At 72.4% G+C, this 23,031-nt stretch carries 22 protein-coding genes, 1 tRNA gene and 1 other RNA gene; 15 read left to right on the top strand and 9 right to left on the bottom strand.

Annotated elements, in window-relative coordinates:
* Positions 1-14: 14 nt before the first annotated feature.
* The gene (locus PVK37_RS04980) at positions 15-2,159 is read right to left on the bottom strand and encodes a hypothetical protein (protein ID WP_275032550.1); all 2,145 of its coding nucleotides are present in this window, start codon (positions 2,157-2,159) and stop codon (positions 15-17) included.
* Positions 2,160-2,796: 637 nt separating this feature from the next.
* On the opposite strand from PVK37_RS04980, the gene PVK37_RS04975 reads away from it, so the two are divergent.
* Entirely contained in the window at positions 2,797-4,038 is a 1,242-nt protein-coding gene (locus tag PVK37_RS04975) for a cytochrome P450 (RefSeq protein ID WP_275032549.1), read from the top strand.
* Between the two features lie 84 nt (positions 4,039-4,122).
* On the opposite strand, the gene PVK37_RS04970 is transcribed toward PVK37_RS04975, so the two are convergent.
* The 3 genes from PVK37_RS04970 to PVK37_RS04960 all read right to left on the bottom strand — a co-directional run bounded on the left by PVK37_RS04970 (position 4,123) and on the right by PVK37_RS04960 (position 5,888).
* Positions 4,123-4,614, bottom strand: coding sequence for a hypothetical protein (locus tag PVK37_RS04970; protein ID WP_423791055.1), 492 nt, complete (start codon positions 4,612-4,614; stop codon positions 4,123-4,125).
* 32 nt (positions 4,615-4,646) lie between these two features.
* Positions 4,647-5,261: a hypothetical protein gene (locus PVK37_RS04965; protein ID WP_275032547.1), complete on the bottom strand. Its 615-nt coding sequence runs from the start codon at positions 5,259-5,261 to the stop codon at positions 4,647-4,649.
* 327 nt (positions 5,262-5,588) lie between these two features.
* Entirely contained in the window at positions 5,589-5,888 is a 300-nt protein-coding gene (locus PVK37_RS04960) for a hypothetical protein (RefSeq protein WP_275032546.1), read from the bottom strand.
* A 155-nt stretch (positions 5,889-6,043) separates the two neighbouring features.
* Between PVK37_RS04960 and PVK37_RS04955 the strand changes: the two genes are divergently transcribed.
* The 3 genes from PVK37_RS04955 (at position 6,044) to PVK37_RS04945 (ending at position 9,787) form a co-directional block, all read left to right on the top strand.
* Positions 6,044-7,210 carry an FG-GAP repeat domain-containing protein gene (locus PVK37_RS04955; protein ID WP_275032545.1) on the top strand — a complete coding sequence of 389 codons (1,167 nt, stop codon included), beginning with the start codon at positions 6,044-6,046 and terminating at the stop codon, positions 7,208-7,210.
* A gap of 166 nt (positions 7,211-7,376) precedes the next feature.
* Positions 7,377-8,444, top strand: coding sequence for an alpha/beta hydrolase (locus tag PVK37_RS04950; protein WP_275032543.1), 1,068 nt, complete (start codon positions 7,377-7,379; stop codon positions 8,442-8,444).
* On the top strand, positions 8,441-9,787 hold the full coding sequence (locus PVK37_RS04945) for an acyltransferase family protein (protein ID WP_275032542.1): 1,347 nt from the start codon (positions 8,441-8,443) through the stop codon (positions 9,785-9,787). Before PVK37_RS04950 ends, PVK37_RS04945 begins: the two co-directional genes overlap by 4 nt.
* Here the strand turns inward: PVK37_RS04945 and PVK37_RS04940 are convergent.
* Positions 9,766-9,909 carry a hypothetical protein gene (locus PVK37_RS04940; protein WP_275032541.1) on the bottom strand — a complete coding sequence of 48 codons (144 nt, stop codon included), beginning with the start codon at positions 9,907-9,909 and terminating at the stop codon, positions 9,766-9,768. The genes PVK37_RS04945 and PVK37_RS04940 overlap by 22 nt on opposite strands.
* Between PVK37_RS04940 and PVK37_RS04935 the strand changes: the two genes are divergently transcribed.
* The 3 genes from PVK37_RS04935 to PVK37_RS04925 are packed head-to-tail and all read left to right on the top strand — an operon-like array spanning position 9,908 to position 12,881.
* Positions 9,908-10,945 (top strand): fatty acid desaturase family protein, encoded by a 1,038-nt coding sequence (locus tag PVK37_RS04935; RefSeq protein WP_275032540.1) that lies wholly within the window; start codon positions 9,908-9,910, stop codon positions 10,943-10,945. The genes PVK37_RS04940 and PVK37_RS04935 overlap by 2 nt on opposite strands.
* Positions 10,946-10,950: 5 nt before the next feature.
* Complete coding sequence (locus tag PVK37_RS04930; RefSeq protein WP_275032539.1) at positions 10,951-12,210, top strand: sensor histidine kinase; 1,260 nt, start codon at positions 10,951-10,953, stop codon at positions 12,208-12,210.
* Positions 12,207-12,881: a response regulator gene (locus PVK37_RS04925; protein WP_275032538.1), complete on the top strand. Its 675-nt coding sequence runs from the start codon at positions 12,207-12,209 to the stop codon at positions 12,879-12,881. The genes PVK37_RS04930 and PVK37_RS04925 overlap by 4 nt, the downstream gene beginning before the upstream one ends.
* Before the next feature lie 176 nt (positions 12,882-13,057).
* Here PVK37_RS04925 and PVK37_RS04920 read toward each other — a convergent pair whose 3' ends face one another.
* The gene (locus PVK37_RS04920; RefSeq protein ID WP_341483418.1) at positions 13,058-13,204 is read right to left on the bottom strand and encodes a hypothetical protein; all 147 of its coding nucleotides are present in this window, start codon (positions 13,202-13,204) and stop codon (positions 13,058-13,060) included.
* An 84-nt stretch (positions 13,205-13,288) separates the two neighbouring features.
* A complete protein-coding gene (locus PVK37_RS04915) occupies positions 13,289-13,567 on the bottom strand; it encodes a winged helix-turn-helix domain-containing protein (protein ID WP_423791004.1) in 279 nt (92 codons plus the stop codon).
* A gap of 197 nt (positions 13,568-13,764) precedes the next feature.
* On the opposite strand from PVK37_RS04915, the gene PVK37_RS04910 reads away from it, so the two are divergent.
* The 3 genes from PVK37_RS04910 to PVK37_RS04900 are packed head-to-tail and all read left to right on the top strand — an operon-like array spanning position 13,765 to position 15,553.
* Complete coding sequence (locus tag PVK37_RS04910) at positions 13,765-14,094, top strand: DivIVA domain-containing protein (protein WP_423791003.1); 330 nt, start codon at positions 13,765-13,767, stop codon at positions 14,092-14,094.
* Positions 14,088-15,302, top strand: a complete 1,215-nt coding sequence (locus PVK37_RS04905) for a helix-turn-helix domain-containing protein (RefSeq protein WP_275032534.1) — start codon at positions 14,088-14,090, stop codon at positions 15,300-15,302. Before PVK37_RS04910 ends, PVK37_RS04905 begins: the two co-directional genes overlap by 7 nt.
* Positions 15,302-15,553, top strand: coding sequence for a hypothetical protein (locus tag PVK37_RS04900; protein ID WP_275032533.1), 252 nt, complete (start codon positions 15,302-15,304; stop codon positions 15,551-15,553). The genes PVK37_RS04905 and PVK37_RS04900 overlap by 1 nt, the downstream gene beginning before the upstream one ends.
* A gap of 75 nt (positions 15,554-15,628) precedes the next feature.
* On the opposite strand, the gene PVK37_RS04895 is transcribed toward PVK37_RS04900, so the two are convergent.
* Positions 15,629-15,713 (bottom strand) — tRNA-Ser (locus PVK37_RS04895).
* Positions 15,714-15,794: 81 nt separating this feature from the next.
* Between PVK37_RS04895 and ffs the strand changes: the two genes are divergently transcribed.
* Positions 15,795-15,885, top strand: an RNA gene (gene ffs, locus PVK37_RS04890) — signal recognition particle sRNA small type.
* A gap of 152 nt (positions 15,886-16,037) precedes the next feature.
* Complete coding sequence (locus PVK37_RS04885; RefSeq protein ID WP_275032532.1) at positions 16,038-18,683, top strand: DNA polymerase III subunit gamma and tau; 2,646 nt, start codon at positions 16,038-16,040, stop codon at positions 18,681-18,683.
* Positions 18,684-18,833: 150 nt separating this feature from the next.
* Here PVK37_RS04885 and PVK37_RS04880 read toward each other — a convergent pair whose 3' ends face one another.
* A complete protein-coding gene (locus tag PVK37_RS04880) occupies positions 18,834-19,907 on the bottom strand; it encodes a DUF2332 domain-containing protein (RefSeq protein WP_275032531.1) in 1,074 nt (357 codons plus the stop codon).
* A gap of 160 nt (positions 19,908-20,067) precedes the next feature.
* Here PVK37_RS04880 and PVK37_RS04875 point away from each other — a divergent pair, with 160 nt between their 5' ends.
* The 3 genes from PVK37_RS04875 to PVK37_RS04865 all read left to right on the top strand — a co-directional run bounded on the left by PVK37_RS04875 (position 20,068) and on the right by PVK37_RS04865 (position 22,961).
* The gene (locus PVK37_RS04875) at positions 20,068-20,376 is read left to right on the top strand and encodes a YbaB/EbfC family nucleoid-associated protein (RefSeq protein WP_275034964.1); all 309 of its coding nucleotides are present in this window, start codon (positions 20,068-20,070) and stop codon (positions 20,374-20,376) included.
* Between the two features lie 10 nt (positions 20,377-20,386).
* Positions 20,387-20,980 carry a recombination mediator RecR gene (gene recR / locus PVK37_RS04870; protein ID WP_275032529.1) on the top strand — a complete coding sequence of 198 codons (594 nt, stop codon included), beginning with the start codon at positions 20,387-20,389 and terminating at the stop codon, positions 20,978-20,980.
* Between the two features lie 316 nt (positions 20,981-21,296).
* The gene (locus PVK37_RS04865) at positions 21,297-22,961 is read left to right on the top strand and encodes an ABC transporter substrate-binding protein (protein ID WP_275032528.1); all 1,665 of its coding nucleotides are present in this window, start codon (positions 21,297-21,299) and stop codon (positions 22,959-22,961) included.
* Positions 22,962-23,031: the final 70 nt, after the last annotated feature.

Genomic DNA, 23,031 nt, shown 5'->3' with positions numbered 1-23,031 from the left:
GTCGACCGGCGTGGTCAGGAAGCCGGCAGGCTCGCGTCCCGGTGGGTGAGCTGGTATGTCGCGTTCACCGAGTCGGTCTCCAGCAGCACGGTCACCGGGCCGGCCGGCAGCGTGCAGGAGACGGTCCGCTCGACGAAGTACCCGGTCGGCCCGCAGTAGCGGCCACCGGCAGCGTCGGAGACGGACATCCGGGCGTCACCGGTTCCGCTGGTCCGCTTCCAGGTGAACGACTCCCGGGCGGCGCGCTGGTCCGCCGGCACCGAGAAGCAGACCGCGAACCGGTCCGCGCCGGTCGTCACCGTGGCACCCGTGGTGCCCGCCGGCAGCACCGGGCAGGCCGGCGGCCCGTCGGTCCGGGCGAAGGCCAGCGAGTACGGGCCGGGGGCCACCCCGTCGCGGGTGTTGAGGATCGCGAAGTACGGTCCCTGGCCGGTCAGTTCGCAGTGGTACTGGCGCAGCCCCCACGAGGTGTCGCACAGGTGGTCGCCGGCCGCGTCGACGATGACGACCTCGGGTGATCCGGCACCCGTGGCGTCGCCCGGCAACAGTTCGACGATCCGGGAGCCGGTCGGGGTGGCGAGTTGCAGACAGTCGTACTCGGCGTCGGCGGTGAAGCCGCCCTGGACCGGGGGGTCCGTCCAGCCGGTGTCCGAGACCGGCTGGCAGCCGGCCGGCAGCCACGGCAGCACCGCCAGGGTGTACTGGACGTCCCCGTCGACCACCGTGTCGGCCCCGCTGCCGTCGATCACCAGCAGGTACCGCCCGGCGGCCGGGACCTCGCACCGCACGTCCAGGCAGAGCCGTTGGCCGGTGCTGTCGTAGACCGACGCGTACCGGCGGTAGTGGTCCGTCCCGACGGCCTTGACCCGGTACGTGCCGGCGGTCGGCAGGTCGAGCGCCCGGCAGCGGACGCCCCCGGGCGTTCCGGCCGGCGGGCTGTTGTAGGTGCCGGGGGTGACCGTCGGGCAGCCGGTCGGGTCGGTCAGCGACCGCACCTGCATCCGGTACGTCAGGTCGGTGGTGTCCGTCTCCCAGTACGACAGGTGGGACAGGACCCGGAAACCACCGGTCGAGGGGAGCACGCAGCCGTCCCCCTCGGTCGGTCCGGTGCAGAGCACCGTGCCGTGCTGGTCGACGATCCATGCGGCGAGCTGGTTGTAGACGTCCGGGGCCCGGTACACCATCACCCGGTCGCCGGCCTCGCCCTGGAACGGCTGGCAGTTGGTCTGCACCGGTGAGGTCTGGTGCACCAGCAGGGTCGGCTGGTCCCAGCCGAGGCCGGTGGCGGCGGCACAACCGTCGGGACGGTCGATCGAGGTGACCGCCACCTGGTAGGCCATCGGCTGCCATTCCCAGTTCTGGGCGAGCAGCGTGTAGTTTCCCGCGGCCGGCAGGGCGCAGGAGCGCTGCGACTCGTACTCGGCGCAGACCGGCCGGCCGTCGTCGCCGTACAGGGTCCAGTTCAGGTACTGGTCGGCGAAGTGGTTGAAGCGGACCACGACGGCGCCCGGGGCGGTGCTGGTCACTGCCTGGCAGGAGATGCCGCGGTTGGGAGGCGCGGTGCCGGTGCCCACGGCGGTCCCCGGGTCGCCGAAGGCGGACAACGGCAGGGCCGGGCATCCGAAGGCGTTCGACAGGCGGGGCATCCTCAGGGTGTACGCGGATTCGTCGCCGTACAGCTCCTCGAGGAAGAGCCGGTACGGCCCGGCCCCGGTGAGCGTGCACTCGCCACCGTCGCCGACCGGGCAGACCGACTGGTCCTGGGCGTCCCGGACGCTGCCGCGCACGTCACCGGGGCCACCGGGGTCGGCGACGTGCAGCACGGTGTCGGTGGGCTGGTCGATCGTGAAGCACCGGGCGGCCAGGCCGAGCGGCAGCGTGCCGGCCTCGCCGGTCGAGGCGAAGGAGAAGATGCTCTCCGGCAGGGTCGCGCACTCCGACGGGGCGCGCCGGGACTCGACCGAGAACGTGTAGCCGCCCTCGCCGGAGCCGGAGTAGAGCGACACCCGGACCGTGTAGGTGGCCGCCTCGCCGAGCTGGCATTCACGCAGGTACGGCCCGAGGTAGCAGGCGACCGTGCCGTTCGGCCGGACGATCCGTCCGGTGACGCTCTCGCCCGACCCGTTCCTGAGCCGGACGAGCAGGGTGTCCTGGGCCACGGTGGTGGTGAACGTCCAGACGTGCTGTTCCGTGTCGGTGAGCGAGCAGCTCTCGACCGTACCGAGGGCGAGGCTGCCCCCGCAGGCGCTGGTGTCCGTCCGGCGCGGCCCGCCGGTGGACCGGGCGCGGTCGTCGCCGGGCTTCGGCCGGCTGATGGCCGCCGGTGCCGGACCGGCAGAAGCCGCCGGTCCCGGTGCCGGTGCTAGTGCTGCTGCCGGTGCTGCTGCCAGTCCCGGTGTCAGTGCTGCTGCCGGTGCCGGTGCCGGTGCCGGTGCCGATGGCGCGGATGCGGATGCGGGAGCCGGGCCGGTCAGGACACCGGCCGCGACGGCTACCCCGGCGACGACCGTCGAGAGCCAGGTCAGGCCGGGTCGGGAAGATCTGGACAGGGTGGATCGCGTCATCACACTCCCCCGTGAGATTGCCCCGCGAGCTGGCGCGGGTGAGGAGATACTTCCATGGTCATCGATCTGTCACAACCGGCTTGTCGGCCGTCCCGCGCAGCGCGACCGGTCCGGTCCGGCGTGTCCCGCATGATCGATTGCCATCCGCCTGGATCGATGTCATCTTTGACCTCACCGCCCGGTGCTACCGATCGTCATGATCGGAGCACTCTCCGAGAGGGGTTCGACGCCGATGACCGTCGCCGACCAGGAGACCACCACCACCCGCATCCGCCACCCCTTCCACGTCGACGACGAGGGCGTCAACCGGCCGCCCGGCCCGGACAAGCACCCGTACTACGGGCACTTCGCCGCCACCGGCTCAGGCGTGGTGCCGATCGTCCGGCAGATCAACGGCGAACCGGTGCCGGCACTGCTGATCTGCCGGTACGCGGACGTGAAAGAGGTGCTGCGCCGGCAGGACATCTTCTCCCGTACCGCCGCGCGGCACGCCGACCCCATCGATCTGACCGGGATCATGCTCGGCATGGACGGGGCCGAACACGCCCGGGTGCGCGGCACCGTCAAGGACCGGTTCACCCGGCCGGCGGTACACGATCTGGCCGCCCGGATCGAGGCCGAGGCCGCCGAACAGCTCGCCGTGCTGCGGGCCCGGGGCGGACCGGCGGACCTGCTCGCGGACTTCGCGATCCCGTTGACCCTGCACGCCATCTGCGACCTGCTGGGCGTACCGCCCGCCGACCGGGCCCAGTTCCGCAGGTGGGGCGACGCGTACCTGGCGGACAGCGAGCTGACCCGGGACGAGGCCGCGCGGGCCGCCCAGGAGATGGGTGGTTACCTCTGGGCGCAGCTCGAACGGCGACGGGGCTGCCCCGCCCCCGACCTGCTCACCCGGATCGCCGCAGCCGCCGCCGACGAGACGGTGGACATCCAGGTCAAGTTGCCGATCTCCCTGCTGGTGGGCGGCTGGGAGACCACCGCCAACTCCATCGCCACCTTCGTCCACGTGCTGCACAGCCGGCCGTACCGGGACCATCCGACCGCGTGGGAGTACCTGCTCGACCATCCGGCGAAGCTCGACGCGGCCGTCACCGAGCTGGAACGGCTGTACTCCACCGCGAACGCCGACAACATGCCACGCCGGGTGCTGGCGGACGTGACGCTGCCCAGCGGGGCGCGGCTGCGCGCCGGGGAACTCGTGATCGCGTCACACGACGCGGCGAACCGTGACCCCGGCGTCTTTCCGGACCCGGAGCGGATGGACTTCGACCGCGACCCGAATCCGCACCTCTCCTTCGGGTACGGCCCGCACTACTGCCTCGGCGCGCACCTGGGCGCGCTGGAGGTGCGTACCGCGCTCGGACTGCTCCTGCGTGAGCTGCCGGGACTACGGCTGGCCGTGCAGCCCGGGGAGGTCCGCTGGAAGGCGGGACACTCGATCCTCGGACCGGAGGAGCTGCCGGTGCGCTGGTGAGACCGGCCGGACCCGCGTCGGCCGTCAGCAGGAGCCGTGGCCCGACGCCGGTCGGGGCCGTAGCCGGGCTCCTAAGATCGGCTGTCAGCAGGGGCCGTAGCCCTCGTCGAAGAGACGCTGGGCGTAGTCGGCGTACCCGGCGATGGTCTTGCGCACGGTCCGTCCGTCGTGCAGGAACAGGTACGCCCGGTCACCGTCGCGGGCGAGCAGCCCGTCGAACCGGTACGTCCCCTGTGGAGCGGTGAGCCGGGTCGACGCCGGGTAGTGGTCGTGCACCTCGCTGACCGGCGTGCCGACGGTGATCCCCTCCGGCGTACGGACCGGTGCGCTCACCCAGAGCAGCACCAGCCGGTCGTCGTAGAAGATCGGGCTGGCCGTCTCGTGCCCGACGAGGGTCGGGCCGCAGGACTCGACCGTGTCCCGGAGCACCCCCCGTGCGGTCAGCTCCTGCTCGGTGTCGCCGAACTCGACGCCGTGCAGCCCGGTGAGGTCGACGACCTCGTCGGTGACCGGACCGGCCGACCCGACCGGCGGTTGTGGACGGACGCCGCTGCCGGCGACCGAGGCAGCCGTCAACAGGGCCGCGATGAACAAGAATTGCCGAAAAGTCATGAAATCCCCCAGTCCCCAACGTCGCCGGGCCGCCGAGGTTGCTGTTCCATGGCATTTTGCCGGTATTCCCACTCTTCGGCCAGCTCGTCCCAGTAATCGGCGGACAGTCGGCGTCGGCCGTGGGTGAGCCAGCCCTCGGTGCTTCCCTCCAGGTGGAGTCCCAGCTCGGCGAAGGGGTCGATCCACTCGCCGGGCTCCACGCCGATCCGGGTCAGCGCCGTGTTGATCGGCCACTCCGACCGGGGCCGGTCGAGGGCGGCGTCGAAGCACGGCCCCCAGGTCACCGCCCCGCCCAACCACACCGCAGCCGCCTGGTGCCCGACCCCGCCGGCGAACTCCGCCTCCAGGTACGCCACCGGCCCGCACCGTGACCAGCGTTCCAGCACCCCGGTCAACGCCGGCGAGAGCACCAGACGGAACGGCAGCTCCGGGCCCAGCTCGTCGACGGTGAAGTCGGGCAGGGCCCCGGTCAGCTCCTCGACCAGTTGCGGAGTGACCGGCAGCAGGGCGAAATCCTGGCGGAGCGCGGCGAGCACCGCGTGATCGAGGTCGGCGGTCTGCTCCCGGAGCAGCTCGACGTCGGCCACGACCGCGCTGAGCTGGTAGCTCATCGGGTGCGGAGGCGGCCCGGCCCGCCGGCTAAGACGATCATGCCGGCCATTGAACCGCATTTCGGCGTACCCCGTGACCCTCAGTGAGGCGCGCGTACCGGAACGCCCCGGCCGGGTGCCCCGCCCCGCCCCGGCCTGCCCGCCAGCCCGCCCGCCAGCCCGCCCCCGAAACCTCCGGCGTTGATCATGAAGTTGTTGTCGCCGGCATCGGCGTGTCGGGTCAGTAACTTCATGGTCAACGGCATGGGTGGGGCGTACGGGGGGCGGGAGCGTGGGGGGCGCGGGACGGTCGCGGGGGAGCGCGACCGTCCCGGGTGGGGCGGTGGTTCAGCAGGTGGTGTTGCCCCCCGGCACCCAGCCGTCCAGGGACGGGTCCTCAGCGCCGTGTCCGTAGAGCCACACGTCGTCGTCGAGGGCCCAGACCTGACCGTGCCAGCGGAAGCCGCGCCCGGCGGTCAGGGTCCGCAGGACGAAACCGCTCTGCGGCGCGGCCCGCAGCCAGGTGTTCTGCTTCAGATTGCAGACGATGCCCCACGCGTCGCTCGCCGAGGCCGGCGCGGGCGCCACCATCGAGCCGGCCAGCACGACCGTCATGGCCGTCAGTACGTGCAGAAGTCGACGTTTCACCGGTTTCCTCTCGACGTGATCGGTGTCGATCCCGATTCTGATCGAGCCGGTGGGGGCAGCCGCACGCAGGGTGTCGTTTGTGGACCTTCCGGCGGGGTAAGGGGAGCCGGAAGCGGCCCGCCGGTCAGGGGCCTGTCACCACGTCGGGGGACCCCATGGACAGAATGCTCAGCGCCGGGCTGGCGACGACGATCGCCGTCGCCGTCGGAGTGGTGGTGCCGGCTGGCACCGCAACGGCGAGCGGAGGCACCTTCGCGCCCGCGGAGTACCTCCCCACCGGATCGACCGCCACCAACGCGGTCGCGGTCGCCGACGTGACCGGCGACGGGCGGCAGGACATCGTCGTGGGCGTCGACGCGGTCGACGGCACGCAGACCAGTTCGGTACTGGTCTTCGCGCAGCGGGCCGACCAGGGTTTCGCCCCGCCCACCAGGATCGTCGCCCACGGCGGCTACAACAGCGACGTACGGCTGGCGGTCGCCGACCTCGACGGCGACGGCCGCACCGACGTGGCGCTGTCGTCGTCCGCCGGCATCGACCTGCTGTACCAGCGGAACGGGCGGCTCGCCGCGCCGGTGCTGGTCGCCGGGAGCGGTGCCGCGGACGTCTCGATCGCCGACATGAACAGTGACGGACGGCCGGACCTGGTGGTCAGCGCCCGGCACGGCGAGGTCCGCATCCACCCGCAGAGCACGACCCGGACCTTCGCCACGTACACCTCGGTCACCGGACCGTTCATCGACGGCGCACCGTACAGCCGGGTGTTCGCGGCCGACCTGAACGGGGACGCCCGCCTTGACGTCGCCCAGTTCTACGGCCACGGCACCTGGGTACGGCTCCGGCGGGCGGACGGCTCCTACGGGCCGGCGACCACATACCGCACCCCGGCGAACAGCAACGGCTACCACCGGCTCAGCTCCGGCGCGGCCGTGGGTGACGTGACCGGGGACGGCCGGGCCGATCTGGTGACCAGCGTCAACGGCAACATGCCGGACGCCGCCGTCCAGGTGTTCGGCCAGGGCGGCACCGGCCTGGCCGCCACGCCGACCAGGTACCCCGCCTACGAGATCCCCGCCGGTCTCGCCATCGGCGACCTGACCGGTGACGGTCGGGCGGACCTGGTCGTCGCACACCACAACTGGCGTACCGTGAGCATCCACCTCCAGCAGCCGACCGGGCTGCTCGGCGGGTACACCACGAACACCGTCGACGCGGTCGGAGCGCAGCAGGACGCGCTGGCCATCGGCGACGTCACCGGAGACGGCAAGCCGGACGTGGTCGTCGTCTCGTACGACAAGGTGGCGGTGCTGCGGCAACTCTGACCAGCACGTACGGGTGCGTGGTGTCCAACCCTTCAGGCGCGGGCACCCTCGCCCACCCCCTACCGGGGTATCACTCCGACTTGGCTCCGCAGCGTGACGCCGCGCTCCGGACCGTCTTCCTACCGTCTGCTCCGTCACCACGGACGAGACAGAGGGAGACGGACGGATGCGCCGCTTCACGAAGATCCTCGGCACCGCCGTCCTGACCCTGCTGGTCGGCGGCCCGGTGGGCGGGGCCTCGGCGAGCAGCGGGTCCGTGCCGGGTGGGCCGGGTGGGCCGCCTCCCGGTACCGCCGCCTGGCTGGCGGACGACTCCCTGGGCAGGCGACTGCCGGACCCGGCCACCGCCACCCCGTCCGAGGTGGCGGCCTTCTTCGGCGGTCTCACCACCGCCCAGCAGCAGCGGCTCGTCGTAGACCACCCCGGCGTGGTGGGCAACCTCGACGGCGCTCCGGTAGCGCTCCGCTACCAGGCCAACGCCCCGGCCGGCGACCGGGTGCTGGCGTACGACCCGCGTGGCCGGGGACTGATCGCGCAGGTCGTGGGCGACCTGGAGAACGCCGCCCAGGTCGCGGTGATCGTCCCCGGTTCGGACATCGACCTCTCGACGTTCGACCGTACGGCCCGACAGGCCGCCCACCTCCGGCAGCAGGTCGTGCACCTCGTGCAGCAGGCCGCTAACCTCCGGCAGCAGGCCGCTCCCCTCCGGCAACCCGCCGCTCCCCTTCGGCAGCAGGCGGGCGGTGACACGGCCGTCATCGCCTGGGCCGGCTACCCGACCCCCGCCGGCATCGGCCTCGACCAGGCCACGGGCCGACTGGCCGGGGCCGGTGCCGAGCGGCTCAGCCGGTTCATTGCCGGTCTGGACGCGTCCGGGCTCCCGGACCCCACCCTCTTCTGCCACAGCTACGGCTCGGTGGTCTGCGGCCTGGCCGCCGCCGAAACCGACGCGTGCGACATCGTCGTCCTGGGGTCGCCCGGCATGCGCGCCGACCACGTCACCGCGCTGGACACCGAGGCCCGGATCTGGGCGGCGAAGTCCCCGAACGACTGGATCAGACGCGTCCCCCACGTCCAGTTCCTGGGTCTGGGCCACGGCGCGGATCCCACCTCGCCCGACTTCGGGGCGACCGTCCTGCCCGCCGACGACGTCCCGGCGCACGACGCCTACTTCACCCCGGGCACCTCCACCCTGACCGCGTTCGCCGCGATCGTCGCAGGAGCCCCGCGATGAGAACGCCCACCCGGCTCACCGCGCCTACCCGGCTGACCCGGCTGACCGCGTCCTCCCGGCTGACCGCGCTCTCCCGGCCGACCGCGTCCTCCCGGCCGACCGCGCTCTCCCGGCCGACCCCGCTCTGCCGGCCGACCCCGATCTCCCGGCTCACCGTGCTCGTCGCCGGGATCGACCGGCGGACGCCCGCACACCGCGACCGCGCCGTCGACGGCCTGCGCGCGCTGGCGCTGCTGACCGTGCCGACCGGTCACTGGCTGGTCGGCGGCTTCACCCTCGACACCGGCGGCGGCCTGCACAACGCCAGCCCGCTGGCCACGTTCGGCGCACTGGCCCCGGCCAGCTGGATCCTCCAGATGCTGGGCATCTTCTTCCTGGTCGGCGGCTACTCGTCGTACCACTCCCACCAGCGCCGCCGGGGCTCGACGCGCGAGTGGACCACCGGCCGGCTCGCCCGGCTGGGCCGCCCCGTCCTCGGCGTCGCCGCCGTCTGGGCGCTGCTGCTCCCCGTCCTCCAGTACGGCTTCGGTGTCCCGACGGCGACCCTGCGCACCGCGTCGACACTGGTCGTCCAGCCGCTGTGGTTCGTCGGCGTCTACGCGGTGATCACGGCCCTCACGCCGTACTGCGTCCGGGCCGCGCGCCGGCTGGGCTGCTGGTCCGCCGCCCCGCTGCTCGGCTCGGTCGCGCTGGTCGACCTCCTGCGCTACGGCCCGTACGCGGAGGTGGTGCCGTCCTGGCTGAGCCTGCTGAACCTGCTGCCGGGCTGGATGTTCGCCTACCAACTGGGCGTTACCTGGGCGGACGGCCGGCTGGGCCGCCGCGAGGCATGGCTGCTGCTGGTGGGCGGTACGGCCCTGTTCGCCACGCTGCTGCTCGCCCTGCACTACCCGGCGTCGATGGTGGGCGTGCCCGGCGAGTCCCGGACCAACTCCCATCCGCCGTCCCTGCTGGTCCTGGCCCTGGCGGCGGCCCAGTCCGGTGCGGCGGTCCTGCTGCGCGACCGGCTGGCCCGGCTGCTGCGGCGTCCCGCCGCGTGGGCCCCGGTGGTGATCGTCAACCTGTCGGCGATGACGATCCTGTGCTGGCACCAGACGGCGCTGCTCGCCGCCGCGATCCCCGCCTCGTACCTCGGTGAGATTCCCGGTCTGACCACCGCGCCCGATCGGGCCGGATGGCTCCTGGCCCGGCTGGCCTGGATGCCGATCTTCGCGGGTCTGCTCGTGGTGCTCACGAAGCTCGCCCGGCCCCTGGAGACCCCGTGGGACCGCACCGGCCCGGCCCGCCGGGCGGCGGCGGTCGTGCTGGCGGCCGGCTTCGGCTACTTCGCGTTGGCGGGCTGAGCGATGGACCCGCACCCACCCCACCCCGCGCCCGAGCCCACGTCCACCTCGTCCACCTCATCCACCTCGACCACCTCGTTCACCTCGGTCACCTCGTCCACCGAAGACAGGAGTGCCCCCATGTCCGGACCCAGGAGTACCACCATCTCCCCGGCCAGCGAGTTCACGCCCCTGCTGCACGACGTACGGGAACGGGGGCTGCTCGGCCGGCGCACCGGCTGGTACGCGCGGACCATCGTGACCAACGCGCTCGGCCTGGCCGCCGTCGTCACCGCCATGGCGGTGACCGGCGACTCGTGGTGGGTGCTCGGGCTCGCCCCCGTCCTCGCCGTCCTGTGCGCCCGGACGGCGTTCATCGGACACGACGCCGGCCACGCCCAGATCAGCGGTGACCGGGCCACGAACCGCCGCATCGGGCTGATCCACGGCAACCTGCTGCTCGGCATGAGCTACGGATGGTGGAACGACAAGCACAACCGCCACCATGCCAACCCCAACCACGTCGACAAGGACCCGGACGTCGCCGCGGACGTCCTCGTGTTCACCGGCTGGCAGGCCGCCGGCCGTACCGGCTTCCGCGCCTGGCTCACCCGCCACCAGGCATGGCTCTTCTTCCCGCTCACCCTCCTCGAAGGCGTCGCCCTGAAGGTGAACGGGATCCGGTACCTGCGCCGGCGGACCGGCCGCGAGCGCCTGGTGGAGAGCGCGCTCATCGTCGCTCACCTCGTCGGTTACCTCACCCTGCTGCTGACCACCATGCCGCTCGCCCACGCCCTCGTCTTCGCCGCGATCCACCAGGCCCTGTTCGGGCTGCACCTGGGCATGGCCTTCGCGCCCAACCACAAGGGGATGGAGATGCCCGACCCGGACGGCGAGAAGTGGGGACACCTGCGCCGGCAGGTTCTCACCTCCCGCAACGTCCGGGGCGGCGTCCTCACCGACTGGTTCCTCGGCGGCCTGAACTACCAGATCGAGCACCACCTGTTCCCCAACATGCCCCGCCCGAACCTGAGGCTCGCGCAGCCGCTGGTGCAGGCCCACTGCCGCGACCTCGGCATCCCCTACACGGAGACCGGCCTCGTCGACTCCTACCGGCAGGCCCTGCGGCACATGCACGAGGTGGGGGAACCGCTGCGCGTCCCGCCGACCGTAGGGTGAGGTCCATGACCTGGGCGTCGGGGGAACGCCCGCAGCAGGAGGCACGCATGCGCGCACTGCTCGCGGGGGCCGCACACCGGTGGGTACGACCGCTGCCGTGGGCCGTGGCGTTCGTGCTGTCCGTCGCCCTGCTGCCCACCACCATCCACGTGCTCAGCGCCGACTACGGCCTGAACGGCGGCGTCGCGAGCGGGCTGGCCGTCGCGCAGACGGTACCGCTGCTGCTCGCCGTCGTCCGCCCGCTGCAAGCCTGGTACGTGATCTTCGGCGCTGACGTGGCCACGGCGCTCCTGCTGCTCGCCGTCGGGTTCGACGAGCGGCTCGTATGGCCGTTCCCGCCCCCGCAGATCATCGGGTACGTCGGCCTCTGCCTCGCCCTCGGCCTGCGCGAGCCGCGCCGGACGCTGCTGCTGGTGTGGCTGGCGACGGCGGCTGCCGGCGTCGGCCTGGGGCTCGTCGCGCCCGGCGGCACGGGCAGCGGCACCCTGATGGTCATTCTCAGCGGCGTCGCGCTCCTGCTCGCCGGGGCGCTCCGCGAACGGTACGAGGTGCAGCGCAGGCTGACCGAGCAGGAGACCATCAGCGAGGCCGAGCGCGGTCGGCGGACGCTGCTGGAGGAACGCGCCCGCATCGCCCGTGAGCTGCACGACGTGGTGGCACACCACATGTCCGTCATCACCGTGCAGGCGGGCACCGCGGCGTACCGCCTGCACGGGTTGCCGCCGGACGTGCAGGAGGAGTTCGCGTCCATCGCGTCGACCGCCCGCCGGTCGCTCGGTGAGATGCGGCGGCTCCTCGGCGTACTGCGGAACGAGGAGACGCACGGCGAACTCGCCCCCCAGCCGGGCCTGAACCGGATCGGGCAGCTGGCGGAGGCGACGGCGCGGGCGGGAGTACCGGTGGAGTTCACCCCCTGCGACGCCGACGTGCCCGAGGCGCACGGGCTGGCCGCGTACCGCATCGTCCAGGAGGCCCTGGCGAACGTCGTGCGGCACGCGCCGGGCGCGCCGACGCAGGTGTCGGTGACGGAGGACGGGAAACTGCTCACCGTGCTCGTCGTCAACGGGCCGTCGCCCGTGCCGCCCGCCGCGCCGCTGGAGGTGGGCGACACCGGGCACGGCCTGGTCGGCATGCGCGAGCGGGTACGGATCCTCGGCGGCACCCTCGACGCGGGACCACTGCCGGACGGCGGGTTCCGGGTGGCCGCCCAACTGCCGCTGGACGTTCCCCTGAACGTTCCCCTGGACGGAAGGGACCTCACGTGACGACGCGCGTCATCATCGTCGATGACCAGGCGATGGTACGGGCCGGCTTCGCCGCGCTGCTGGCCGCGCAGAGCGACATCGACGTGGTGGGCGAGGCCCCCGACGGCGCGCAGGGCGTCGACCTCAGCCGGCGCACCCGCCCCGACGTCGTACTGATGGACGTCCGGATGCCCGAGATGGACGGCCTGGAGGCGGCCCGCCGTCTCCTCTCGCCCCCGCCGGGAGTGGCGCACCGGCCGCGCGTGCTGATGCTCACCACGTTCGACATCGACGACTACGTCTACGAGGCGCTACGGGCGGGCGCGAGCGGATTCCTGCTCAAGGACGCGCCACCGGCCGACCTCATCGCGGCGGTACGCATCGTGGCCTCCGGTGACGCGCTGCTCGCCCCTTCGGTGACCCGTCGGCTCATCGCCGACTTCGTCCGGCAGCGTCCGGTGACCCGGGGCCGGCCCGCGCTGCGGCTCAAGGCGCTGACCGAGCGCGAGACCGAGGTACTCGTCCTGGTGGCGCGGGGCCGGTCCAACGCGGAGATCGCGGAGACGCTGATCCTGGCCGAGCAGACGGTGAAGACGCACGTCAGCCGCATCTTCACCAAGCTCGACCTGCGCGACCGCGCCCAGGCGGTGGTGTTCGCGTACGAGTCGGGGCTGGTGGCCCCGGGCGAGTAGGCCCGGATCTTCGTCACGTGCGTGCCGGCACCGGGGGAGTGCGTCGGCGGGTTCGGTGGCAGGACGACGGTTGCTGACAGATGAGGTGTAATCCGTTCGGCGTGTCGTGTAGCTGAGCTGCCAGAAAGCCGCTGCGTACGCCCAGCTTGCCGCAAACGACCCGCACTACGGGAGCGTCATCCCTCTTCGTCGGCGCGTTCGTCGAGCTTCCAGGGTTGGTGTTCCGCGATCCAGCGCTCAACGTCCGCTGCCAGCCAGATCGCCCCGCCCGCCAGTCGCTCGTAGGGCTCGGGGAAGTCCGGTCGTGCGATGAGTTGCAGCACGCGGGTCCGCGACACACCCAAGCGTTCTCGAAGCTCTTGCGCCCCGTACAGCCTCTTCCTCCGGACCCCCATCGGTCGGACGCCTCACCCCTCGGCCGTTCCGCTCTCCTTGACGTAGACGCCGGCACCGGGGAGCGAATCGGTGAGGCCGTTCATCTTCAAGATCAGGAAGACGCGGTCGGCCACAAAGCTGGAGACCTCGTACTCCTCACAAAGCTGAGCGCGGCTGGGCAGTCGGGAGCCCGGTGGAAACTCTCCGGACTTGATTCGCCGGGTCAGGTCTTCGGCAACGCGTTGATAGGCGTACTGCGGTGGCACTGGTCGGTTCCTCTCACGGTCGGCACCTGAGAGTGAACCACCCATGGACAGAGCTTGACTATCAATGGATAGCCATGGCAGGTTGGTCAACGGGTCCTCACGGTCGGCAAACCAGCGGGGACTGAGGGTGAGATCCCGGTTGCGGGAACTGCGATAACAGCAGCCGGGATCTGCCCGAGGAACTTCCAGCGACTACCACGGATCCGCCCCTCCTCCCGGCGTACGTCGAAAGGCAGGTTCCCGTGACAGACCTCATCGGACGACTCTTCGGTCGGCGTGCCGCCGCCCGGCATCGGCTGGCCGACGGCGTTCCCTACCGGTCCCGGTACTGTCTGCCGCTCTACCCGGCGCAGGTCCGCGACCGCAGGTTCCGGTGTACGCGCCTCGGCCGGCGTGGTCTGGACCCGGAGGACGTGCGGCGTTTCCTCGACCGGGTCGCGCTGGAGTTGGCCGCCGCCCAGGAGGCCGCCGAGCGGGCCCGCCGGGAGACCGCACAGGTCAAGGACGCGCTGCGGCGGTGGCAGTCCGAGCAGGCCCGTATCCGTAACCACCGTGCCCTGTACCGGTGGTGACCGTCGCCGAGCTGCCGATCGGGCGGCGGGTGGCGCACTGGCGGGCCCGGCGACGCATGACGCAGCAGATGTTGGCCGACCGGCTCGGCAAGTCCAAGAGCTGGGTCGACAAGGTCGAACGGGGAGTCCGCGCCCTGGATCGGCTCTCGGTCGTCCGGGAGGTGGCCGAGGCGCTTCGCGTCGACCCGACGGTGCTGCTCGGCCGGTCCCTGCCGCCCGCAGCCGAGGGGGACACCACCGCCGACAGCCGCCAGGTCGACGCGGTCCGGGCCGCCCTCGCCCGGTACGACTTCACCCCACCCGGACGCACACCCCACCAGCCGACGGTGCCGGTCGCGGAGCTGCGCCGACGGGTGGGGCATGCCTGGTTGACGTACCAGCACGCGCACTATCCGCAACTGCTGCGGGTACTGCCTGGCCTGCTTCGTGACGTGCAGCGCGCCCACGCCGCACAGCCGGCGCACCCGGCGGACCTGCTGGTGCAGGTCTACCGGGTCACCTCGTCGGTGCTGGTCAAGCTCGGGCAGGCCGACCTGGCCTGGCTGGCCGCCGACCGGGCGCTGGCGGTGGCCGCCGGTGATCCACTGCTCGCCGCCGTCGCCGCGATCCCGCTGGCCCAGTCGTTACGGGCTCTCCGAGGGGACCGGCTGGCGATGGCGGTGGCGCTCGCCGCCGCCCACTCGATCGCCGCCCCGAACCCGGACGACAGCACGGCGGGGGAGTTGTCGGTGGCCGGGACGTTGCTGCTCCAGGCAGCATTGGCGGCGGCCAGCCGAGGCGACCCGTCCGGCGTGCACGAACTCACCGGCCAGGCGGCCGAGATCGCCGACCTGGTCGGGGAGGGGCATGACCACCACTGGACGGGCTTCGGCCGTACCGCCGTCGAACTGGCCCGGGTCGCGGCGGCGGTGGAACTCGGTGACGCCGCAGACGCGATCACCCGACACGAGAAGATCACCGGCCAGGGGGATCGGTGGGCACGGCTGCCGGCCGAACGTCGCGCCGCGCACCTGGTCGACGCCGCGCGGGCGTACCTCCAGGTCGGTGAGCTGGCTGCCGCCGGCCGCCGCCTGGTCGACGCCGACCGCATCGCGCCGGCCGAGATCCGGTCCCGGCCATTCGTCCGTACGGTGATCGCCGCCGTGGCGCGCGGCGGACCGGCCACGGTCGACGTGGCGCGCCTGGCCGGCGCCCTGGGGGTGACCTGATGGGTCGTCGTTTCCTGATCCAGTTGCCGGTGGTGGCGGACGACCTGGACACCGCCGCGCGGGTCGCCCGGGTCATCGCGCGTTCGCTGAGCTTCCACCGCCTGGTCGAGTGCGACGAGGCCACCGTCGCCGCAGCCGACGATCCGGTGGTACGGCAGGCCGCCTTCTGCCCGCGCCTGCTGCCCAGCGGCTGCCGCTGCCTACTGCGGCCCGACCACGACGGACCCTGCACCCGGCGCCTGCCCCGCTGAGCGTTCCGCAGCGGGTACGACTCAGGGCCGGCACCCGATGGGGCCGGCCCTGTTCGTTTACGCTGCTCAGACGAGCGGAGGATACGAGATTCGAACTCGTGAGGGTGTTAACCCAACACGCTTTCCAAGCGTGCGCCCTAGGCCTCTAGGCGAATCCTCCGCCGATCAGGATACAGGTCCCGTCCGGGTGGTTCACCCCACCACCCCCTGAAGATCGTTCCGGGGTCGGGTAGGCTGGGGCTACCCCCCGTGCGGCGTGCATCTCGTGAACCTCCCCAGGGCCGGAAGGCAGCAAGGATAAGCGGGCTCTGACGGGTGCACGGGGGGCCTTTCTGTCTCCGGGGCCCGGTAGCGTCCCTGCGGTCAGGCCACACCGTCCCTGCGATCGGGGCCACACCGTCTCTGCGGTCAGGACCACGGCGGGGTGGGTGGTCACCTGCGGCGGACCGGCGCAGAATGGCTCGGTCGAGAGGAGGCGGGACGGGTGGCACTGGCGCTCTACCGCAAGTACCGTCCGCGTACCTTCGCGGAGGTCATCGGGCAGGAGCACGTGACCGAGCCGCTGTCGCAGGCGCTGCGGAGTGGTCGGCTCAACCACGCGTACCTCTTCTCCGGGCCGCGTGGCTGCGGCAAGACATCCAGCGCCCGGATCCTGGCCCGCTCGCTCAACTGCGAGCAGGGGCCGACCCCGGAACCCTGCGGGCAATGCGGCTCCTGCCGGTCGCTGACCAGCGACGGCGCGGGCTCGATCGACGTCATCGAGATCGACGCGGCCAGCCACGGTGGCGTGGACGACGCCCGTGAGCTGCGCGAGAAGGCGTTCTTCGCCCCCGCCAACAGCCGCTTCAAGATCTACGTCATCGACGAGGCGCACATGGTCTCGTCGGCCGGCTTCAACGCCCTGCTCAAGCTGGTCGAGGAGCCCCCGGAGTACGTCAAGTTCATCTTCGCCACCACCGAGCCGGAGAAGGTCCTCGGCACGATCAAGTCGCGGACCCACCACTACCCGTTCCGGCTGATCCCGCCGAAGACCCTCCGGCCGTACCTGGAGCAGTTGTGCCAGGCGGAGGGCGTCACCGTCGACCCGGCGGTCTTCCCGCTGGTGGTGCGGGCCGGCGGCGGCAGCGCCCGGGACAGCCTCTCCGTGCTCGACCAGTTGATCGCCGGGGCCGGCCCGGAGGGCGTCAGCTACGCCCGCGCCGCCGCGCTGCTCGGCGTCACCGACGCCGGCCTGATCGACGAGATGTGCGACGCGCTCGCCGCCGGGGACGGCGCGGCGGCGTACGCCACCGTCGACCGGGTCGCCGAGGCCGGGCACGACCCGCGCCGGTTCGCCTCCGACCTGCTGGAACGCCTCCGCGACCTGATCGTGCTCCAGCAGGTCCCGGACGCCGCCGAGAAGGGCCTGATCGACGGCCCGGCCGACCAGATCGAGCGGATGACCGCACAGGCCCAGCAGCTCGGCGCGGCGACGCTGTCCCGCTGCGCCGACATCGTGCACAACGGCCTGGTGGAGATGCGCGGCACCACCGCCCCCCGGCTGCTGCTGGAACTGATCTGCGCCCGGATGCTGCTGCCCGGGGCCGACGACTCGACCGGCGGGCTGCTGCAACGCCTGGAACGGATGGAGCGCCGGCTCACCCTGGGTGTCCCGGTCGCCGCCGACTCCGCGCCGGTCGCCGCCCCGGCAGCGGTACGCCCCGACCCCGCCCCCGCACCGGCACCGTCGGCTCCGGCCGGTTCGCCGGTACCGGCGGGGGAGCGGGCCACCGGGCCGGGACCGGAGCGAAATGCCGGGACCGGGTCGGGACCGGGCCGGGACGCCACTGGCGCACCACAGCCGGCGGCGGCCGAGCCGCGCCGGATGCCGCCGCCGGAGGCGGTGATGCCCGATCCGGTGATGCCCGCCCCGCCCCGTCCCGACGCCCCGGTGGCGCCCGGCACCCTCGACGCGGTGGCGGTACGCCGGGTCTGGCCGGACATCGTCGCCAAGGTCAACCGGGTGAAGAAGCAGGCCGGGGCGCTGATGCGCGACGCGGTGGTCCGCGACGTGGACGGCGAGACCCTGGTGTTGACGGTCAAGTCGCCGGTGCTCGCGCAGATGATGACCAGCCACACCACGGTCCTGGCGGACGCGCTGTACGAGGAACTGGGCGGGCGCTGGCAGATCCGCTACGAGGTGGCGGGTGAGCGGGGCGGTACCCCGCTCGGCGGGTCGCGTCCGGCCGCCGCGTCCCCGGCCCGACCTGCCGCGCCCGCACCGGCCCGCCCGGCGGCGACCTCCCCGGCAGCCTCCCCGGCCGGCCCGGAACGGCCCCAGCCGGAACGGACCGGCCAGGCACAGCCCGGCCAGGGACAGCCCGGTCAGGCACAGCCCGGCCAGGCACAGCCCGGCCAGGGACAGCCCGGCCAGGAGCAGCGGCGTCGCGAGCGGCCCGGTCCGGCCGGTCCGGCGGAGTCCGCCCGTGCCGGTGCCGGCGGGTCGACCACCGAGGAGGACTGGCCGGAGCCGGCCCGACCCGGTGGAGCGGGCGGGGGCGACGCGTCGGCGGAACCGGCCCGGCCCGGCGCGGCCACCGGATCGTCGGACGACGCGGACGGCTGGCCGGAACCGGCCCGGCCCGGTGGGGCCGCCGGGACGCCGGAACCCTCAGCCCGGTCCGCCACCGCATCCCCGGCCACCCGACCCGCCGATGCCGCCCCGACCGCCCGTCCTGCCGGCACCCAGGCTCCGGCCGGCCGTCCTGCGGGTGCCCAGGCTCCGGCGGCCCGATCCGCCGGCACGTCGGCCGGTGGGGCTCCGGTGAGTAGCGGGCTGGCCGCCGCGCGGGCTGCCGCGGCGGGACGCGGGACGCGTACCGAGACGGCGGGCCGCCGGACCGCGGACAGCGAGTTCGCCGGTGAGCCGCCGTACGACCCGGACTACGACGGTCCGCTGCGCGGCGGTGGCCGGACGGCCGGGACGCCGCAGCCGGCCGCCCCGAGCTACGAGGGCTTCGACCCGGGGGACGAGCCGCTCGACGAGGTCATCGACGAGCGGACCGCCCGGCAGTCCAGCGAGGAACAGGCGGTGCAGCTGCTCCGCGAGGTGTTCGGCGCGGAGAAGATCGACGAGGTCGACGCCCGGTAGACCGGGCTGCGCGCCGGGCCGGAGCCGAAGCCGGCAAGGGGCCGGAGCCGGGACGAGCCGGGACCGGCAAGGGCCGGGATCGCAGGATCGGGACGGGCGAGGCGGGCCGGGATCGGGACGGGCGGGGCCGGAACGGGAACGGGGACGGCTCTACCGGAGCCAGGCGGGCAGGCCGTGCGGGTGCCCCTCGGCGAGGATCCGGGTCGGGCCGTCGCCGAGTCGGGCCAGCAGCCGGCAGCGGGGGCTACGGGTCAGGTCCCGCTCCGGGTACGGCTCGAACGCCAGGTACGCGACCGGGGCGTCCGCCCGGGCCAGGCGGCCGAGTTCGGCGTCCACCCGGGCCCACTCCTCGTCCGGTACGTACTGCCGCATCACCGAGTGCCAGACGACGGTCAGTGTCCCGGGGCGCGGCTCGATGCCGGCGAGGAAGTCCGCGGCCCCCGCCGTGACCACCGTCGCCGGGACCTGCCCGGCCAGTTCCAGCGCCCCGGCCAGCCGGGCGGCCCGGGCGGTGTGCTCGGGCCACACGTACGCCCGCAGCGCCAGCACGTCGTCCGGGTCGGTGGGGTCGAGCGGCTGCGGGTCGCAGCCGATCCGCTCCACCACGGTCAGCTCCGGGTACGCCGCGCCGGCCGTCGGCAGCCAGTCGGGTACCGGGCCCCGCCAGGCGTCGGGGAGGCGTACCGGGGAGTCGACGGGACCCCAGGCGAACCCGGACGCCTCCACCCGGAACCGGTCGGCGCGCAGGTTCAGCCCGGCGCTGGTGCCCAGCTCGACCAGGCGTACCGGCAGGTCGCCCAGGTGGCTGGCGGCGTACAGCAGACCGGTGATCAGCAGGCTGGCCCGGCCGACCTCGTTGGTCTGCGGTGGGCGGCGCAGCCAGTCGTCCAGGGCGGCCGGTTCCGCCTCGACCACCGCCCGGAAGGCGGCCCAGCGGGCGTCCTCGTCACCGGGTCGGCAGCTGCCCCCGGCGCTCGGGTAGTAGCGGGCCAGTTCCGGGGCGCGGCCGGCGAGGACGAGCGCGTGCACCCCGCCGAGCAGGCGCAACGGCAGCACGCCGGAGACCGGCGTCTGGGCGTACCTCTTCAGGAGCGTGCCGCACGGCCCGCCGGCGCGGACGTCGGCGGCGGCCCGGCGCAGCAGGTCGGCGTAGCCGGCGGCGGCCATCCGGGTGCAGGCGTCGGCCTCCTCGTCCAGGGTCTGTGCCACCTGGTCCATGGACATCTGTCGCCTCCCCCGATCGACTCCGCTGATCGTCCGTCGGGACGCGCCGGGGAGGGAAGCACCGCGCGGGGCGAGCCTGCTCACAGCGGATAGGCTGGCGGGCGGCCGAGTGAGCGAGTGCGAGAAGGAGTCATCCGTGCGCCCAGGTGGACAGCCGAACATGCAGCAGATCCTGAAGCAGGCGCAGAAGATGCAGCAGCAGGTCGCGAAGGCCCAGGCGGAACTGGCCGAGGCGGAGCTGACCGGTACCGCCGGCGGTGGCCTGGTCACCGCCACCGTCTCCGGCTCGGGGGACCTCAAGTCGATCAGGATCGACCCGAAGGCGGTCGACCCGGAGGACGTGGAGACCCTGGAGGACCTGGTGGTCGCGGCCGTGCACAACGCCGCCGAGGCGGCCCGGGAGCTGACCGAGCAGAAGATGGGCCCGGTCACCGGCGGCATGGGTGGCCTCGGCCTGCCCGGGTTCTGAGCCGCCGCGCATGTACGAGGGTGCCATCCAGGACCTGATCGACGAGCTGGGGCGGCTGCCGGGCGTGGGCCCGAAGAGCGCCCAGCGGATCGCGTTCCACGTCCTGTCCGCCGACCCGGCCGACGTCAACCGGCTGGCCGGCGCGTTGCGCAAGGTCAAGGAACTGGTGCGGTTCTGCACCAGTTGCTACAACGTCGCCGAGTCCGAGCAGTGCCGGATCTGCCGGGACCCGCGCCGTACCGACGAGGTGCTCTGTGTGGTCGAGGAGCCCAAGGACGTGGTGGCGATCGAGCGGACCGGTGAGTTCCGGGGCCGGTACCACGTGCTCGGTGGGGCGATCAACCCGCTGGAGGGGATCGGTCCGGACAATCTCCGCGTCCGGGAGTTGATGGCCCGGCTCGGCGGCGGCTCGGTCCGGGAGCTGATCCTGGCCACCGACCCGAACACCGAGGGCGAGGCGACGGCGACGTACCTGGCCCTGCTGGTGAAGCCGATGGGGATCGCGGTGACCCGGCTGGCGTCCGGGCTGCCGGTCGGCGGCGACCTGGAGTACGCCGACGAGATCACCCTGGGCCGCGCGTTCGAGGGCCGGCGCGCGGTCTGAGTACCGGCACGAGTGGACCGGACCGCCCTGTCGCCACCCGGTCCACTGTGGAGCCGGGTGCCGGTGCGGGTCTGACATGGCCTCGACCTGGTCGACGATCGATGTAACAAATCCGTATAGGTGAACAGGGACAAAAACGGATGTTCGTGGGCGAAAAACGGGGTCCTGTGGCGCTGACTGCAGCGGCAAAGACACGATCCGGTACCAACAGCTTCGTCAATAGTTCCGGGGGAGTCCGAACGGAGGCTAAGGTCACCGCCAGCGGTGACCCCGGTCACCAGGATGTCCGTACCCCCTAGGACGAGGTGAAGCACCCATGCGTGCACCCAGGTCGAAGGCCGCGCTCGCGGCCGTCGCGGCCGCGGCCCTCGCGGTAGCAGGCTGCGCCGAGAGTGACCGCGGCGACGATTCCGGCGGTAGTAAGAAGGACACCCTCGTCTTCGGCGTTGCCGGAGATCCGAAGGTGCTCGACCCCAGCTTCGCCAGCGACGGTGAGTCGTTGCGTGTGGCGCGGCAGGTCTTCGAGACCCTGGTCCGGCCGGAGGAGGGCGGCACGAAGGTCAGCCCCGGGCTGGCCGAGACCTGGACACCGGACGCCACCGGCACGACCTGGACCTTCAAGCTCCGTTCCGGGGTGAAGTTCCACGACGGCACCGACTTCAACGCCGAGGCTGTCTGCGTCAACTTCAACCGCTGGTACAACTCCAAGGGCCTCATGCAGAGCCCCGACGTGACCGCGTACTGGCAGGACGTCATGGGTGGCTTCGCCACCAACGAGAGCCCGGACCTGCCGCCGAGCCTCTTCAAGTCCTGCACCGCCAAGGACGCCACCACCGTCGACCTGGCCTTCACCCGGGTCTCCAGCAAGATCCCGGCCGCGCTGATGCTGCCGTCGTTCTCCATCCACAGCCCGAAGGCGCTGGAGCAGTACGACGCCAGCAACGTCAGTGGCAGCGCCGAGGACATCAAGTACCCGCCGTACGCGACCGAGCACCCGACCGGTACCGGTCCGTTCAAGTTCAAGTCCTGGGACGTCGCCAACAAGACGCTGACCCTGGAGCGGAACGAGGACTACGCGGGCACCAAGGCCAAGCTGAAGACCCTCATCTTCAAGACCATCTCGGACGAGAACGCGCGCAAGCAGGCGCTGCGTTCCGGCGACATCCAGGGGTACGACCTGGTCGGCCCGGCCGACGTCGAGCCGCTCAAGGGTGAGGGCTTCAACGTCCTGACCCGTCCGGCCTTCAACATCCTCTACCTGGCGATCAACCAGAAGGGGAACCCGAAGCTGGCCGACCTGAAGGTCCGGCAGGCCATCGCGCACGCCCTGAACCGGCAGGCGCTGGTCGACTCCAAGCTGCCCCCGGGCGCCAAGGTCGCCGAGAACTTCTTCCCCGACACCGTCGAGGGCTGGAACGGCAACGTCACCAAGTACGACTACAACCCGGAGAAGGCCAAGCAGTTGCTGGCCGAGGCCGGCGCGTCGAACCTGACCCTGCGGTTCCACTACCCGACCGAGGTCACCCGGCCGTACATGCCGAACCCGAAGGACATCTTCGAGCTGCTCTCGGCGGACCTCAAGGCGGTCGGCATCAACGTCCAGCCGATCCCGCTGAAGTGGAGCCCGGACTACCTCAACGCCACCACCTCGGGCGCCGCGCACGACCTGCACTTCCTCGGTTGGACCGGTGACTACGGCGACGGCTACAACTTCATCGGTACCTTCTTCGACCGGCCGAAGCCCGAGTGGGGCTTCAGCAACCCGGCGCTGTTCGAGAAGTTCAAGAAGGCCGACACCACCGCCGACATCGCGGCCCGCACCGAGGTCTACAAAGAGCTCAACGCGGACATCATGAACTTCCTCCCGGGTGTGCCGATCTCGCACTCGCCGCCGGCGATCGTGTTCGGCAAGGACGTGACGGGCGTCAAGGCGAGCCCGCTCACCGACGAGCGGTACTCCACCGCCGAGTTCAAGTCCTGACCTGACGCAGGGAACGCGGGCGGGCGCTGTCCTTCAGCGCCCGCCCGTATCCCTCCGCACCCCTTTCGAG

This window comes from Micromonospora cathayae (assembly GCF_028993575.1).
Classification (GTDB): Bacteria; Actinomycetota; Actinomycetes; order Mycobacteriales; family Micromonosporaceae; genus Micromonospora; species Micromonospora cathayae.
The sequence above is the reverse complement of the archived record's forward strand: the minus strand, read 5'-3'. Positions and strand labels throughout refer to the sequence as shown.

Excerpts from the sequence above, each read along its gene's own strand:
- PVK37_RS04975 (WP_275032549.1), top strand. The coding sequence starts at position 2,797 with ATGACCGTCGCCGACCAGGAGACCACCACCACCCGCATCCGCCACCCC.
- PVK37_RS04965 (WP_275032547.1), bottom strand. The coding sequence starts at position 5,261 with ATGAGCTACCAGCTCAGCGCGGTCGTGGCCGACGTCGAGCTGCTCCGG.
- PVK37_RS04955 (WP_275032545.1), top strand. The coding sequence starts at position 6,044 with ATGGACAGAATGCTCAGCGCCGGGCTGGCGACGACGATCGCCGTCGCC.
- PVK37_RS04950 (WP_275032543.1), top strand. The coding sequence starts at position 7,377 with ATGCGCCGCTTCACGAAGATCCTCGGCACCGCCGTCCTGACCCTGCTG.
- PVK37_RS04945 (WP_275032542.1), top strand. The coding sequence starts at position 8,441 with ATGAGAACGCCCACCCGGCTCACCGCGCCTACCCGGCTGACCCGGCTG.
- PVK37_RS04935 (WP_275032540.1), top strand. The coding sequence starts at position 9,908 with ATGTCCGGACCCAGGAGTACCACCATCTCCCCGGCCAGCGAGTTCACG.
- PVK37_RS04940 (WP_275032541.1), bottom strand. The coding sequence starts at position 9,909 with ATGGGGGCACTCCTGTCTTCGGTGGACGAGGTGACCGAGGTGAACGAG.
- PVK37_RS04930 (WP_275032539.1), top strand. The coding sequence starts at position 10,951 with ATGACCTGGGCGTCGGGGGAACGCCCGCAGCAGGAGGCACGCATGCGC.
- PVK37_RS04915 (WP_423791004.1), bottom strand. The coding sequence starts at position 13,567 with ATGGGTGGTTCACTCTCAGGTGCCGACCGTGAGAGGAACCGACCAGTG.
- PVK37_RS04900 (WP_275032533.1), top strand. The coding sequence starts at position 15,302 with ATGGGTCGTCGTTTCCTGATCCAGTTGCCGGTGGTGGCGGACGACCTG.
- PVK37_RS04880 (WP_275032531.1), bottom strand. The coding sequence starts at position 19,907 with ATGTCCATGGACCAGGTGGCACAGACCCTGGACGAGGAGGCCGACGCC.
- PVK37_RS04875 (WP_275034964.1), top strand. The coding sequence starts at position 20,068 with ATGCAGCAGATCCTGAAGCAGGCGCAGAAGATGCAGCAGCAGGTCGCG.
- recR (WP_275032529.1), top strand. The coding sequence starts at position 20,387 with ATGTACGAGGGTGCCATCCAGGACCTGATCGACGAGCTGGGGCGGCTG.
- PVK37_RS04865 (WP_275032528.1), top strand. The coding sequence starts at position 21,297 with ATGCGTGCACCCAGGTCGAAGGCCGCGCTCGCGGCCGTCGCGGCCGCG.